The organism is Psychrobacillus sp. FSL H8-0484 (genome assembly GCF_038005325.1).
Taxonomy (GTDB): Bacteria; Bacillota; Bacilli; order Bacillales_A; family Planococcaceae; genus Psychrobacillus.
The window spans coordinates 1502551-1517736 of sequence record NZ_JBBOSZ010000001.1; the positions used below are offsets into that span (position 1 = coordinate 1502551).

16 protein-coding genes and 1 riboswitch are annotated in these 15186 nt (G+C 35.7%); of the genes, 14 read left to right on the forward strand and 2 right to left on the reverse strand.

Translation table 11 applies throughout. The features are described from left to right. Window positions 1–15: 15 nt before the first annotated feature. The gene (gene lysA, locus MHH81_RS06970; RefSeq protein ID WP_340919456.1) at window positions 16–1332 is read left to right on the forward strand and encodes a diaminopimelate decarboxylase; all 1317 of its coding nucleotides are present in this window, start codon (window positions 16–18) and stop codon (window positions 1330–1332) included. 232 nt (window positions 1333–1564) lie between these two features. Next, window positions 1565–1990 carry a GNAT family N-acetyltransferase gene (locus MHH81_RS06975; protein WP_445678074.1) on the forward strand — a complete coding sequence of 142 codons (426 nt, stop codon included), beginning with the start codon at window positions 1565–1567 and terminating at the stop codon, window positions 1988–1990. A gap of 5 nt (window positions 1991–1995) precedes the next feature. Here MHH81_RS06975 and MHH81_RS06980 read toward each other — a convergent pair whose 3' ends face one another. Continuing rightward, complete coding sequence (locus MHH81_RS06980; protein WP_340919457.1) at window positions 1996–2499, reverse strand: DUF309 domain-containing protein; 504 nt, start codon at window positions 2497–2499, stop codon at window positions 1996–1998. Window positions 2500–2554: 55 nt separating this feature from the next. Between MHH81_RS06980 and MHH81_RS06985 the strand changes: the two genes are divergently transcribed. The 12 genes from MHH81_RS06985 (at window position 2555) to MHH81_RS07040 (ending at window position 14768) form a co-directional block, all read left to right on the forward strand. Then, a complete protein-coding gene (locus tag MHH81_RS06985) occupies window positions 2555–3334 on the forward strand; it encodes a segregation/condensation protein A (RefSeq protein ID WP_340919460.1) in 780 nt (259 codons plus the stop codon). Further along, window positions 3306–3893 (forward strand): SMC-Scp complex subunit ScpB, encoded by a 588-nt coding sequence (gene scpB, locus MHH81_RS06990; protein WP_340919463.1) that lies wholly within the window; start codon window positions 3306–3308, stop codon window positions 3891–3893. Before MHH81_RS06985 ends, scpB begins: the two co-directional genes overlap by 29 nt. A gap of 53 nt (window positions 3894–3946) precedes the next feature. Continuing rightward, window positions 3947–4906, forward strand: a complete 960-nt coding sequence (locus MHH81_RS06995; protein ID WP_340919465.1) for a D-alanyl-D-alanine carboxypeptidase family protein — start codon at window positions 3947–3949, stop codon at window positions 4904–4906. Window positions 4907–5012: 106 nt separating this feature from the next. Next, complete coding sequence (locus MHH81_RS07000; protein ID WP_340919469.1) at window positions 5013–5747, forward strand: pseudouridine synthase; 735 nt, start codon at window positions 5013–5015, stop codon at window positions 5745–5747. Between the two features lie 95 nt (window positions 5748–5842). Next, complete coding sequence (resA, locus tag MHH81_RS07005; RefSeq protein WP_340919472.1) at window positions 5843–6379, forward strand: thiol-disulfide oxidoreductase ResA; 537 nt, start codon at window positions 5843–5845, stop codon at window positions 6377–6379. Between the two features lie 13 nt (window positions 6380–6392). Next, on the forward strand, window positions 6393–8042 hold the full coding sequence (gene resB / locus MHH81_RS07010; protein WP_340919473.1) for a cytochrome c biogenesis protein ResB: 1650 nt from the start codon (window positions 6393–6395) through the stop codon (window positions 8040–8042). A 4-nt stretch (window positions 8043–8046) separates the two neighbouring features. Continuing rightward, window positions 8047–9225 carry a c-type cytochrome biogenesis protein CcsB gene (gene ccsB / locus MHH81_RS07015; protein ID WP_340919476.1) on the forward strand — a complete coding sequence of 393 codons (1179 nt, stop codon included), beginning with the start codon at window positions 8047–8049 and terminating at the stop codon, window positions 9223–9225. Window positions 9226–9345: 120 nt separating this feature from the next. Continuing rightward, window positions 9346–10062 carry a response regulator transcription factor gene (locus tag MHH81_RS07020; RefSeq protein WP_340919478.1) on the forward strand — a complete coding sequence of 239 codons (717 nt, stop codon included), beginning with the start codon at window positions 9346–9348 and terminating at the stop codon, window positions 10060–10062. Continuing rightward, window positions 10055–11830, forward strand: a complete 1776-nt coding sequence (locus tag MHH81_RS07025; RefSeq protein ID WP_340919480.1) for an ATP-binding protein — start codon at window positions 10055–10057, stop codon at window positions 11828–11830. Before MHH81_RS07020 ends, MHH81_RS07025 begins: the two co-directional genes overlap by 8 nt. Window positions 11831–11880: 50 nt before the next feature. Continuing rightward, window positions 11881–12417: an RNA polymerase sigma factor SigX gene (gene sigX, locus MHH81_RS07030; RefSeq protein WP_340919483.1), complete on the forward strand. Its 537-nt coding sequence runs from the start codon at window positions 11881–11883 to the stop codon at window positions 12415–12417. After that, window positions 12410–13687, forward strand: a complete 1278-nt coding sequence (locus tag MHH81_RS07035) for a hypothetical protein (RefSeq protein WP_340919486.1) — start codon at window positions 12410–12412, stop codon at window positions 13685–13687. Before sigX ends, MHH81_RS07035 begins: the two co-directional genes overlap by 8 nt. Before the next feature lie 200 nt (window positions 13688–13887). Continuing rightward, window positions 13888–14020: riboswitch (FMN riboswitch) on the forward strand. A gap of 154 nt (window positions 14021–14174) precedes the next feature. Then, the gene (locus tag MHH81_RS07040; RefSeq protein ID WP_340919488.1) at window positions 14175–14768 is read left to right on the forward strand and encodes an ECF transporter S component; all 594 of its coding nucleotides are present in this window, start codon (window positions 14175–14177) and stop codon (window positions 14766–14768) included. Window positions 14769–14814: 46 nt separating this feature from the next. On the opposite strand, the gene MHH81_RS07045 is transcribed toward MHH81_RS07040, so the two are convergent. After that, a complete protein-coding gene (locus MHH81_RS07045) occupies window positions 14815–15063 on the reverse strand; it encodes a ferredoxin (RefSeq protein ID WP_340919491.1) in 249 nt (82 codons plus the stop codon). Between the last annotated feature and the right edge of the window lie 123 nt (window positions 15064–15186).

Genomic DNA, 15186 nt, shown 5'->3' on the forward strand with positions numbered 1-15186 from the left:
AATGAGGCGAGATACATGGTGATGGTATCAGAGCATGCAGTAAATGAAAAAGGACACCTTTTAATAGGTGGAATGGATAGTTTAGAACTAGCAAAAACCTACGGTACTCCGCTATTTGTATACGATTTGTCTCTTATAAGAGAACGAGCTCGCGCATTTATTAACACGTTTAAAGAACAGAATGTTAAAGCGCAAGTAGCGTATGCGAGTAAAGCTTTTTCAAGTATTGCAATGTATCAAGTGATGAAACAAGAGAATTTATCGTTAGATGTAGTTTCTGCAGGTGAACTTTATACAGCTATAAAAGCTGGATATCCAGTAGATCGAATTCATTTTCATGGAAATAATAAAAGTAAAGATGAATTATTATTGGCAATCGAGCATAAAATTGGATGTATCGTAGTAGATAATTTTTATGAAATTGAGTTATTAAAAAAATTAGCTAAAGAACATAACCAAAAAGTAAATATTTTGCTACGAGTAACCCCAGGTGTCGAAGCACATACCCATGACTATATTACAACAGGTCAACAAGATTCAAAATTTGGTTTTGACTTAATGAATGGACAAGCAGATCTTGCTTTCCAGCAAGTGTATCAAGATGAATGGATTCAATTCCTTGGTTTACACTGTCATATTGGATCTCAAATATTTGAAACAATTGGTTTTAAAGTGGCAGCTGAAAAACTGATCAAGAAGATGTTTGAATGGTATAATAATTATCAATTCCAGTGTACGGTTTTAAATCTAGGTGGTGGCTTTGGTATTAAATATACGAAAGAAGATACGCCTCTAGAGCCATCCGTATACGTAAAGGAAATGATCATTGTTGTAAAGGATTTAGTAGCTGAAACACAGTTTGCTATGCCAGAAATTTGGATAGAACCAGGCCGCTCGCTGGTAGGGGATGCAGGAACCTCTCTGTATACAATCGGATCTGAAAAAGAAGTGCCAGATGTTCGCAAGTATTTAGCTGTGGATGGAGGCATGTCTGATAATATTCGCCCAGCTTTGTATGGCGCGGTGTATGATGCCGTTATTGCAAATAAAATGGACGAACAAAGGGAAGAAGACTATACAATTGCAGGGAAATGTTGTGAATCTGGGGATAAGCTGATTGATAATATATCATTGCCAAAAGCAGAACCTGGGGACATTTTAGCAATGTTTTGTACTGGAGCTTACGGCTATGCTATGGCAAGCAACTATAATCGTTTAGCAAGACCAGCTGTTGTCTTTGTAGAAAAAGGAATGCATCAATTAGCTGTAAGAAGAGAAACTTTGGAAGACATCGTTCAACTTGACCTTCCCTTCACATTGGAAAAGGGGTGAAGTTAGGTTGAAAAAGTTAAATGTCATTTTATTTTCCATTATTTTCTTAACAGGAGTTATTTGGGGATTAATTTATTGGCTCTTCATTGCTCCAAATGCTAATTTGTAATTTGGACAAATGTCGTGTACGATTAAAAAGTTCTTTTTAACCTTATGCAACAGAAGAAGCTACTTCTAATGAAAAAGTTAAAGCCTCCGGTGGATGCCGCAGATAGTTCATTGTGGAAGAAGCATGATGCAAGATCTTGCTCAAATACGCCAAGGCGTATTTGATGAAATTAAAAGAGGGTCTAAAAATATGTTACTTCGTTATAAAAAAGCATTTGAGAAGATTTCTATGGGGCTTCTTTCTTTTATGCCTCAAGAAAAAGATATGAAAAAATTATTAGAAACCATTCATCAGTATGAGACAAATCCAGAATGGCATTTGTTTGTATGGAAAGAAGAAGAGGATTTTATTGGGATAATTGGTGTTCGTGTGGATGAAACTATTGGAATCATTCAGCATATTTCAGTTAGTCCCTCCCATCGCGGAGAAGGAATTGGAAAAGAAATGATTCAAACGTTGCCAAACATTTTACATACTTCGTCTATTCAACCTTCGGAAGAAATAAAATCTTTCTTCGAAAAGTGCCAAATAGAAAAAGAAGAGGATTGACTTTGTTATAAGTCATCTCTTCTTTTTTTCTGTTTTTCTCGTTCTTCCAGTATTTCTGATCGATCTCGAAGCATATGCTTATGAATAAGAAAATGTAAATCTTCTCTGGTTTCTACTTCCATATCACTGACTAAAGAAAGTAGCTGTACATTTTCAATTTCAATAAGAAATTTTGAGAATGCTTTATTTTCTCTCATCAAGCGAAGAGCATTTGTCGCATCATGCATCAATTTTGTGTAATTAATCGTTTCATAGAAAGGGGACTCTCTTGTTTCTTCCAGTCGATTAATACTTCCCGTCATTGTTTTAATCGCTCCGGTATTATTTCCTCTACGCCAATGATACATAGATGTTGATAATAGAATGAGTGCTGCTAGTGGATGACTCTTTTGTCTGGGAGCAATTTCTTTCCAATAATCCTCTAATAGCTCATGGCATTCAAAATAATCGTATGTGTCATTAAATTCTTTTAAAAAATGAACAAAACTAGGATGAAATGTGGGGTGCAATACAATCACCTTTCCTCTATAATAGTGTTAAAAACCGAATAATAGGTGGAGTTTTATGTCTTATGAAGTAAAAACAGAAGCATTTGAAGGGCCTCTCGATTTATTATTGCATTTAATAAATCGTTTGGAAATAGATATATATGATATTAAAATGGCAGAAATAACAACACAGTATATGGACCATATACATGCTATGAGAGTTTTAGAGCTTAACGAAGCAAGTGAATATCTAGTAATGGCCGCTACGCTATTGTCCATTAAAAGTAAAATGCTCCTCCCCATTCATCAAGATGATGAGATGGATGATGATTTTGATATCAACTTGAATGATCCGCGGGACGAGTTAGTACTCAAATTAATAGAGTATAAAAAGTACAAAGAAGCTGCTAATAGTTTACAAGAGATGGAGGAAACTCGTAATCTCTTTTACACACGGCCACCTACAGATTTAAGTGGATACCAAAGTAATCAACAACTTGCCTTATTTGAACTTGACGTCAATGTGTATGACATGCTTGGAGCATTTCAAAAAATGCTTCGAAGAAAACAATTGAACGCTCCACTCCACACGCGAATTAGTAAACAAGAAGTGTCGATAAAAGATCAAATGAAAAATGTCATTGCCACACTCAAGCAAAGTGGGGGAAGATTATCTTTTTACGAGCTTTTTCCAACAAGAGATAAAACTACGATAGTTACGACGTTTCTATCTTTGCTCGAGCTTATGAAACGTCAGATTGTACAAGTGGAGCAAAAAAGTAATTTTGAAGATTTATTTGTTCACTTGCGAAAGGAAGATATAGGTAGTGAATTCGAAGACGAAATTGAAGAGTAGTATAGAGAGCTTGCTTTTTGTAAGTGGAGAAGATGGTTTAACAAAAAAGCAGCTAGCTTTTTTAACAGAATCATCGGAAGAACAAGTAGCAGAAGCTATAGATAATATGATAATGGCTTACGAAGACAATGAAGATCGAGGGATACAAATTAAGCAACTGGCAGGTACTTTTCAGTTTGTGACAAAAGAAGAAAATGTTGCATGTATTCAGAAATTAGTAGAAAATCCTACGACGCAATCTCTATCACAAGCCTCTCTGGAAGTATTGGCGATAATTTCCTATAAACAGCCGATTACAAGAGTGGAGATTGAAGATATTCGTGGAGTGAAGTCCGAACGACCAATACATACATTGTCTGCTAAAGGGCTTGTTCAAGAGGTTGGACGCGCAGAGGGAACAGGCAGAGCTATTTTGTATGGTACAACTAATGAATTTCTTCAATACTTTGGTTTAAAAGATATTCATGGACTTCCACCATTACCGGAGGATGTAGCTGTAGATGAGATGGAAGACACGGATCTTTTTATGACGAAGTTTCAAGAAGCATTTGAAGGATAGAAATAATATAAAGAGGAGTATTTTCTATTTATAAAAAAGCGCTCATTCTATTTTTGTTTTTACTGATTTGGAACGTTAACGATGTGGAGGCTTCCTCTTCATATGCAGTAATTGATGCAAAAACAGGCAGATTATTAGAAGGAAGCAATGTAAATGCGGAACTGCCAATAGCGAGCCTTACAAAGGTTTGGACTGCATTAACGGTGCTTGATAACGCTTCGTTGGATGAAGAAGTAACTATTTCTTCTAATGCTGCCATTCAAGAAGGTTCTTCTTTGTATTTACAAGCTGGGGAAGTGTGGACAGTTAATTCGTTATTGCATGGTCTTCTTTTACAATCTGGAAATGACGCTGCATATGCCCTTGCGGAACATACAGGGGGATCACTAGAAGGCTTTACAAAAATGATGAATGAAAAAATACAGCTTGCAGGATTAGAGAATGCACACTTTACAAATCCATCAGGACTCCATCATGATGATCATTATGCCTCTGCATTAGATATGGCAAATATGTTCCGACTGGCGTTACAAAATGAGGAATTTAAAAAAATTGCTTCAGCCAAAACCTTTAAACCAAAAGAACGCGCTGTTATTTGGCGTAATAAGCATAGATTATTGCATGATAATGATCACGCAGTTGCAGGAAAAACTGGATATACGAAAAGAGCAGGGCGTACGCTCGTCACTTACTTTAAGGAAAAAGAAAAAGAAGTGATCGTTGTCACTTTAAACCATTCAAATGACTGGGCTACTCATACCGCTCTTGCAGAACAAATTTTCCAAAACTATGATGTCGTAAAAGTAGTAGAAAAAGGGAAGTATCGCCTCTTTCAAAAGGATATAATTGAAGTCAATAAGGATTATTATTTATTGTTAAATGAAGAAGAACAAAAAAAGTTAAATAATGTGCTGTTAATTCCTCGAAAAGCCAGTGTAAAAAATCCATATTTGTGGAACGTTACAATAGACAATCAAGTCGCTCTGCGTTTTAATGTGAAGAAAATAAAGTAGAATAATCTGGAAGACAGTTTTTACAAAAGACTGTCTTCTTTTATTTTAATGGAAAGTGTGACATAATTCAGTCATGTAACTGGAAAGAATGGACGAGGTGAATGTGTTGGAAAGATTACAAAAAGTACTTGCACATGCAGGTGTAGCATCGAGAAGAAAAGCGGAAGAATTAATCCTTCAAGGAAAAGTGAAAGTGAACGGAAAAGTTATTACGGAACTAGGAACAAAAGTTTCGAATTCGGATACGGTAGAAGTTGAAGGAGTAAAATTAGAAAAAGAACAAAAAGTGTACTACTTACTCTATAAACCAAGAGGTGTAATATCTGCTGTTTCGGATGACAAAGGTAGGAAAACAGTGACAGACTTATTGCCTCATGTAACAGAGCGCCTTTACCCTGTAGGAAGATTAGACTATGAAACATCAGGTGTATTACTTTTAACAAATGATGGTGATTTCTCATATGCTCTAACGCATCCAAAATTTAAAGTAGATAAAACGTATGTAGCAAGATTAAAGGGAATTCCATTAAAGGAACAGTTAAGGCCTTTAGAGCGTGGAATCGTTTTAGAAGATGGAAAAACGGCTCCTGCTAAAGTAAAGTTATTATCCGGAGAAAGAAAAACGAATAAAGCAATAGTAGAAATAACCATTCATGAAGGAAAAAATAGACAAGTGCGTCGTATGTTTGATGCTATTGGTTTTCCTGTGCAAAAATTAAAACGCGAAAGATTTGGCTTTTTAACATTACATGGCCTAAATGCTGGTGATTGGCGCGAATTAACAACACATGAAATAAAACAGCTTCGCGTGTTAGCTGAAACTGGGAAAATAGGTAACTGATCTAAAAAGTTCACAAACCATTCAAATGTAGTCCTTTTCTGATAGGTTTATTTTGGTATAATATTGACGATTATGCATGGACTGGAGGAAAAAGAGTGGCTCAATCGAAAAAGCAACGATTTTATATTCGAACTTTTATTTTGGTAGTGCTTACAATTGCTATTGTATTTACTGTATATTCAAACTTGACAAAAGATAAAAATGCAGTTTTACAAGTTGGCGATAAAGCACCGGATTTCGTATTAGTTGATATGGAAGGTAATGAACATAAACTTTCTGATTATAAAGGGCAAGGGGTATTTTTAAATTTTTGGGGAACTTGGTGTAAGCCATGTGCCAAAGAAATGCCTGCTATGGACAATCAATTTAATGTATACAAAGATCAAGGAGTTCAAACATTTGCAATTAATATTGGTGAATCAGATTTAAAAGTAAATAGCTTTGCGAATCGCTATAAATTATCATTTCCTATTGCAATCGATCGAAATAAGAGCGTAATGGAATCATATAATATCGATCCTTTGCCAACAACATTTTTAATAAATCCTGAAGGAAAAATTGAAAAGATTATTAAAGGTGAAATGACAGAGCAAGACATAGCGAATTTTATGGAACAAATTAAACCTTCCTAAAGGAGTCTTATAAATGGACAAGATAGTTTGTACATGTGGACATGTTAATCCAGTTGGCACAGAATTGTGTGAAAGCTGTGGGCGTCCTTTAAATCAAGAGACAAAAGATAAGAAATTGGTAGATATGAGGTATGAAGGATCTGCCAGACGATCACAAACATATAACAAAACAATTATTGATAAAATTTGGAATTTCTTTTCGAGTGTTAAAGTAGGTATGTGGATAATTGTAGCTATTTTAATTGCAGCAGCAATTGGTACTATACTTCCTCAAGTGTTTTATGTACCCGCAGTTAACGAAGAAGAAATTGCAGCTTATTATGAAAGAATTTACGGGACTTTTGGAACAATTTATTACGAGCTTGGATTATCCGATTTGTATAGCTCTTGGTGGTTCCAAGGACTAGTTGGAATGCTAGGTATTTCTTTGGTAATTGCGAGTTTAGATAGAGTTATCCCGCTTTATAAATCACTTAAAAAACAGAAAACCAAAAGACATATTAGTTTTTTGACTCGACAACGTGTTTATGGAACGGGTGAAGTGGATTCTCCGATCAAATCTATTGAACAAGCGGAAGAAAAGTTGAAAAAAATGCGCTATAAAGTGAAACGTGATGGAAATGCTATCTTAGCTGAGAAAGGTCGTTTTTCCCGCTGGGGCCCTTATGTGAACCATCTAGGTCTTATATTGTTCTTATTTGGTGTCATGCTTCGAGCACTGCCAGGTTTCTACGTAGATGAGACAATGTGGTTGCGTGAAGGAGAAACGTTATATATTCCAAAAACAGATGGTTATTTCTTAGAAAGTAAGGAATTCATTTATGAAACTTATACAAAGGAAGAATCGGAAGAAGTATATGGAGCTGCTCTAGATCGTGTTGGTAGCATAGCAAAGAACTATCAATCAGATGTCGCTTTGTATAAAGGACCAGAAGATGCAGTTGCAGGACAACCAGAAGATTTGGCTTTTGTAAAAGAAGAATCTATTCAAGTAAATAAGCCATTGAAATTCGATCATTTTTCTGTTTTTCAAATGGATTTCCGTCTAGATGAACTGAAATCAATGACGTTCCAGTTACAGGACAAAGCAACGGCAGATTCGTTTGGGGAATTTACAATTGATTTAGCAAATCCTCAAACCGAATATAAATTGCAAAATGGCTATAAAGTTGAAATTCTAGATTACTATGCTGACTTTACTGGTTTTGAAGAAGGCGTACCACAATCAAAGTCTCCAATTCCAAACAATCCGGCATTTTTAGTGAAAATGTATAGTCCTGAATATCCTAAAGGTGAAACTAGTTTCGTTATGATTAAAGAAACTTTGGAACCGCTTGGAGAAAACAAACATAAAATTGCCTTCCAAAGCGTAGAAACAAGAGACGTTTCAGGATTAACGATTCGAAAAGATTTAACACTTCCTATTCTTGCACTTGGCGGTCTTATCTTTATGATTGGGGTAGCACAAGGGTCTTATTGGAACCATCGTCGTATTTGGATTCAGCTACTAGAAAATGGACAAGTTGTAGTAGCAGCGCATACGAATAAAAACTGGCTCAGTGTTAAAAAGGATTTAGATGAAGTTTCAAAAGTTTCAAATCTCCCACAATATGAAGATCAACAAGATATAGATTCCCAAGAGGAAAAAGAGGAAGGGGTATAACAAGATGGTTTCATTAAGTAGTAATTTATTATTTATTGCATTCGTAGCTTATTTAATAGGGACATTTTTATTTGGTGGTGCAGTTAGATCCTCTAGTTCAGAATCAACTAAGTCCTATGCTCGTTGGGGGAAAATGGCAATTATTGTAACGATAATTGGATTTGTATCCAACTTAGGATATTTCATTACTAGATGGATTGCAGCTGGACATGCGCCAGTTAGTAACTTATTTGAATTTACAACTGCATTTGGAATGATGGTTGTAGGTGCGTTTATTTTAATTTATTTTATTTATAAAACGCCTGCTCTTGGTCTATTTGCTTTACCAATTGCAGTATTAATCATTGCATACGCGAGTATGTTCCCTAAAGAAATTACACCGTTAATCCCTGCACTTAAGAGTTATTGGTTAACGATTCACGTAATTACGGCAGCACTAGGTGAATCAATTTTAGCAATTAGTGCGGTTGCAGGGTTTATTTGGTTATTAAAAAATATTGATATGACGAAAAAATCGAAACAACGATTTTGGATTGAAGCTGTAATGTATCTGCTAATACTTGTTGTTGGATTTGTTGTAGCACAAACAAGTTTTGCAATTGCAGATTATAAAGCAGAGTATTCGTATGTAAGTAAAGACGAAACGGAGCATACGATTGAATATAATATGCCAGCATTATTTGGTATGAATCAATCTGTAGCACTTACTGAAAATGCATTTGAGCCTCTTGCAGAGATGCCTCCACTTGTAAACGCAAAGAAATTAACAACCGTTACTTGGGCAATTTTATTTGGTACAGTTATCTATTTATTATTAAGATTAATCCTACGTAAGCGTCTTGCTGCTGTCTTACAACCATTGGCTAAAAAGGCGAACTCTCAGCTAATGGATGAAATTGGATATCGGGCTGTATTGATTGGTTTCCCTGTATTTACGCTAGGTGCACTTATCTTCGCAATGATTTGGGCACATGAAGCTTGGTCACGTTTCTGGGGCTGGGATCCAAAAGAAGTGTGGGCACTTATTACATGGCTATTCTATGCATTATTCTTGCATCTTCGTCTTTCAAAAGGCTGGCAAGGTGAGAAGTCAGCTTGGATTGCATTAATAGGATTTATCATTATCATGTTTAACTTAATTGCTGTCAACTTAATTATTGCTGGGCTTCACTCCTACGCGTAATTGTTACATTTATAAGAAAAGCTCTTAACTCTTATACTAAAGAGTTAAGAGCTTTTCTTTCATTTTAGTAAGAGTAACTGTACAATATATAGTAGATGTTGAAGAAGGGTATGATAATCTATGTCTGAAATGATAAAACTTCTAGTAGTAGATGATGAAGAACGTATTCGTCGTTTATTGAAAATGTACTTAGAAAGAGAAGGTTATGCTGTAGAAGAAGCAGAAAATGGTGAGGTTGCTTTACAACTTGCACTAGAAAATGAATATAATTGTATATTATTAGATATCATGATGCCTGAAAAGGATGGTATTGAAGTAATTACTGAGCTAAGAGAGCATAAAGAAACCCCAATCATATTGTTAACAGCAAAAGGGGAAGAAGCAAACCGCGTAGAAGGCTTTGAATTAGGGGCTGACGATTATATCGTAAAACCTTTTAGCCCAAGAGAAGTTGTATTACGTGTAAAAGCTCTTATAAAGCGATCATCTGCGTTTTCTCCAACGCAAGGGATTTCAGTCTCGAAAGATATCGTGGTATTCCCACATCTTACCATTGATCACGATGCACATCGTGTTACTGCTGATGGTGTTGAGGTAAGTTTAACTCCGAAAGAATATGAGTTACTTTATTTCTTAGCGAAAGCACCTGATAAAGTATTCGATCGTGAACAATTACTAAAAGAAGTTTGGCATTATGATTTCTTTGGAGATTTAAGAACAGTAGATACACATGTGAAACGTTTACGAGAGAAGTTAAACAGAGTATCCGAAAAATCAGCGAAGATGATTGTGACTGTTTGGGGTGTAGGCTATAAATTTGAGGTAGTCAATGAATAGAATTTGGAATAGTGTTGTCGGGAAGCTATGGGGAACCATATTGCTTCTCGTCTTATTTGTGTTGTTTATAGTCACGGTATTAATGCTGGAATTTTTGGAAGATTTCCATACGCAACAAGCGGAGGAGTCACTTAGACAAGAAGCTGCTACCATTGGAAAGATAGTGGAACAGCATGATGAAGTAGAAGACTCCCTGGAAATCATCCAAGATATTTTGGGTTCTGAAACGAATGCCTTAATTGTCCGAAACTCCGAATCTGTCTTTTTATCAGTCCATGAAGGACTAAATAAAGACGTAATTAAAGACAAGATATTAGATGATACGGATCTTGCTAAAATATATACTTCTGATAAAACGATTATTAAAAAGACGCTTATGCCTTCCATGACTTTTGAAGATCGGATGGAAAACTATATTATTCTTGCTTCTCCTTTAGAATCGGACAAAGAAAAACATGGAGCAGTATTTATTTATCAAAGTTTAGAAGTAGTGAATAAGACTTCAAATAGTACGACAAAAATAGTCTTTTTATCTGGTTTTATTGCATTGTTACTAACAACTATGTTCACCTTCTTTTTAACCTCTCGAATTACATCTCCTCTGCGAAGTATGAGAGAAGCAGCATTGGAATTAGCAAAAGGAAACTTTGAAACGAAAGTTCCATATCTTCAAAGAGATGAAATTGGGGAGCTGGGCTCTGCTTTTAACCGAATGGGAAGACAGTTAAAGCACCATGTGGAAGTGATTAATCAAGAAAAAGAACAACTTTCTAGTATTCTCACATCTATGACAGATGCCGTCATTACATTCAATAAAGATTTTAATGTTATTGTAAGCAATCCTCAGGCAGACCAGCTCTTTCAAAAATGGTATGCTAACAATGAAACAACTAATAATTCCCATCTACCTGCAGAGTTACATCATCTACTAGATCATGTATTTAACTTGGAGGAAGAAATAGATGAAGAATTAGAGATTAAAGGAGCCTATTTCTCCGTATCTATTAGTCTTCTGTATAGTAAAGACTCTGTTCGTGGAGCGGTAGTAGTTCTTAGAGATAAGACGGAACAACATCGTTTGGATAAGATGCGATCCGATTTCATTGCTAATGTCTCGCATGAGCTAAGAACGCCTATTTCCATGTTACAAGGATATAGTGAAGCAATTATAGATGATGTAGTAACGACAGAAGAAGACAAAAACGAAATGATACGTGTTATTTATGATGAGTCGAAACGAATGGGAAGATTAGTGACAGAGCTACTCGATCTAGCTCGATTAGAGTCTGGGTATTTAAGTATTTACAAAGAAGAAGTTTCCATTATTCCAACGATAGAACGTATTACTCAAAAGTTTGATCAAATTGCAAAAGAAAAAAATATACAATTGGCGTTTGAACATACACTATCAGAAGGACTTTATTTACAAATTGATGAAGATCGCATGGAGCAGGTACTTACTAATTTAATAGATAATGCACTTCGACATACACCAGATGACGGGGCCGTAAAGGTTAAATTAGCACATGCAAATCAGAAAATTACGATTGAGGTAGCGGATACAGGATATGGTATTCCGAAAGAAGACCTTCCGTATGTATTTGAACGTTTTTACAAAGCAGATAAAGCAAGAACAAGAGGGAAGAGTGGAACTGGGCTTGGGCTTGCAATAGCTAAAAATATTGTGGAAAGACATAATGGTTCTTTGTCAGTTGAAAGCGAAGTTGGCATTGGGACGACATTCTTTATTAAATTACCTTTAAGTTAGTGAAACAAAACTGTACATGAAACGACTAATTGAAAGAACGGGGGGAGCATATGAATGACTCCGTTTTCCACCGCTTGTATGATAGTTATCATCAAGACGTTTTTCAGTTTTTGATCTATTTAGTGAAAAATAGACAAACTGCGGAAGACCTGGTCCAAGAGGTATATGTTCGTGTGTTAAGAGCTTATAGTAAATTCGAAGGAAAAAGTTCGGAAAAAACCTGGTTATTTTCAATTGCTAAGAATGTAGCAATTGATCATTTTAGAAAACATGCGGTTAGAAAGAAAAGATTGTTTGATTCGTTTGATTGGGAGAACATGCAGCTCGCGTCTACAGACATGCTTCCAGAAGATTTAGTGCAGTTAAATGATGAAATGAAAACTTTACTGATTGCTTTAGATGAATGCACGGGTGACCAAAAGATGGTCATTATTATGCGTTATTTTCAAGAGCTTTCGATTGCGGAGACAGCCCAAATATTAAATTGGACAGAAGGTAAAGTGAAGACAACGCAGCATCGTGCAGTAAAAGCACTTCGTCAACGGTTATCTGTAAAAGAAAAGGAGGGTAATGTTCATCATGAGTAACATGGAAAAAGAAGATCGCATCTTAGATGAGCTTTTAAGTAACATGCCCAAATTTACAGATCATCGTCCTAAGGAAGAAGTGTTAATGAGGGTACAAACAGAACTAGAAGGTCACAAGATTGAAGATAAAAGAAATAAAGTTAGCGGCTCTGTATCTAGATGGATGCCTTTAGTCGTTTCAGTTGCTTCCGTTATTTTGTTAACTTTTCTTGTCTCCTCTTATATAAATGAAGAAACGACGATGAAAGAAGAAAGTAAGGCTGACCGATCTTCAAAAGAAGAAAGTATGCGTTCTATGGATGTAACAGAAGAAAGTGTAGAGGAAGATAAATCAATAGAGACCAATGATAGTAAATCAAAAGAACAAGAACAAACAAATGAAATGACAACAATGGCTAGTATTGTTGAGTCTCCAGTAGAGTTGCTACCACTTAATTCTTCCGCAACGGCTGTATATGGAGATAGTTTAAATGGAGGAACGGTATTCCACTTTTCGTTAGTGGAAAATGCATATTCGCTTCCAGTGACCATTATTATTCCAAAAGAGCAAATAGCTATTGATTTTCCTGATATAAAGCCAAATAGTCTACAGTTGTATGAACGCTATGCAGAAATGATTGATGAAGAGGCATTAGGATTTAATGATTATCATCCATACAAAGGTTATTTTGTGGCAGAGGATAATGTGTTAAAGCATTATTTACCAGAAGGCCATGGCTATGATACAGCTTCTGGCACATCCATTCCTTATTGGACTTCAATAAATGAAATTTTCTCAGACTTTGATTGGTTAGTTAGATTAAACGAGGATGGAACTCCTAGCGTTTGGGATCAGTTCGGACCCTTGGATGAACCTACCCCTTTAACTGGTGTAAATGGGCGTTACTATCACAAATATGTAGCTTTGAACGGTGGAGCGTATTTAACTTCCAATGTAAATGCAGTTACAACAATTTCTGAGGCATTTGAGCAAATGAAGAAACGAGAGAGTGATCTTTACATTCCTGTTATTCCAAATGAAGTTACTTATTCCTATAGAGATGACAATGGGACTGCTGTTATTCAGTTTGATGAACCTCTAGACTTAACAACATTGGATCGAAAAGATGCAACCCTGATGATAGAAGCATTCGCTTTAACAGCAGCTAGCTTTGAGACTGAAGTGAAGCTGGAAAATATTGTCCAGCAGCAATGGGAGGAATTTGATTTAACAAAGACACTTCCTAAACCACTAGGTCCTAATGGATTTATCTTGCAAACAAAACAATAGCTGAGAATGCTACCCTTAAATATCTTAGGGGTAGCATTCTTTTTTTCTATCGGAAAGCGAGCGGATTTTCGTTCATAACAACATGATCGTTTAACAGAGCCTTCTACTAAAATATGAAACAGTATTATTGCATCTCCTCCATTATTTTGTTAAGATGTTATTAATTCAAGATAACTAGCTTGAAGGACAAAAAAATATTGATTCATCTTCGGGGCAGGGTGCAATTCCCGATCGGCGGTAATAGAATTTTTTTTCTTGAGCCCGCGAGCCGTTAAGGCAGGATTTGGTTAAATTCCAAAGCCGACAGTATAGTCTGGATGGGAGAAGGTGAAGGTGCAGTCGTTTTTCGTATGCTCTATACGGATACGCTTATTTAAGTGTACCTTTTACTCCCTTAAGCAAATAACCGCTTAAGGGATTTTCTGAGTTATACAAACGATCTGAACCTTTCTTCTTGTGGAGTGAATCGCAAAAGGAGAGAGGATTTATGATTAAAAGTAAGACGCGAATGCTTATTGCAATCGCTATGTTGAGTAGTATTTCTTTTGTATTAATGCTGCTGGCGTTTCCGTTACCTGCTTTACCTGCATATTTGAAAGTGGACTTCAGTGATATTCCAGCATTAATTGCTGCAATCACTATGGGACCTATAGCAGGAGTACTCGTTGCATTTTTGAAAAATGTGTTAGATTGGCTGTTCGCAGGTAGTCCAACTGGTGTACCAGTTGGACATATGGCTAACTTCGTAACAAGTATTTTATTTTTAACACCTGTTTATTTAATTTATCGTAAAGTTACATCTTCTAAAGGAATTGCGTTTGGTTTAGGAGCAGGAACAATTTCGATGGCCTTTGGCATGAGTATTTTAAATTATTATGTATTCTTACCTATGTATTCCTATTTTTTAAATTTCCCAATGGAAACAGGTACAGCATTATTCAATACAATTATTTTCGGTATTTTACCGTTTAACTTAATAAAAGGTATTTTAGTGACAATTGTTATGATTGTTTTATTTAAGCGAATGAAACCTTTGCTGGATAAAGTAACACATTCATTTCAACTTCCTAATGTAAATTAAAAAAAGGTCGTTTCTCTAATGGAGAGAAACGACCTTTCGTATTGTATTATTCGAACTTTAAAGCGTCACCTTCGAATGATTCGTCTGCTACTTTTATGGAATCTGTAGGACAGCCTTCAAAAGCATCTTCCATGTCCTCTAGCAGTTCTTCTGGAACTTCCGTCGTACCCATGTTATTATCTAAAATGACGAAAGCAATTCCTTCATCATCATAATCATAGATATCTGGAGCAGCTGCTCCACAAGCTCCGCATGCGATACATGTATCTTTATCTACTATTGTATATTTAGCCATAATTATATTCTCTCCTTTTTACCTACTTACACGATTTAGCTATCGTATTCATTCTAAAGATGTTTTCATTACTTTTCAACAAAAATACTTTATAAATGTGAGGTATTTCAATTGTATTTTCAA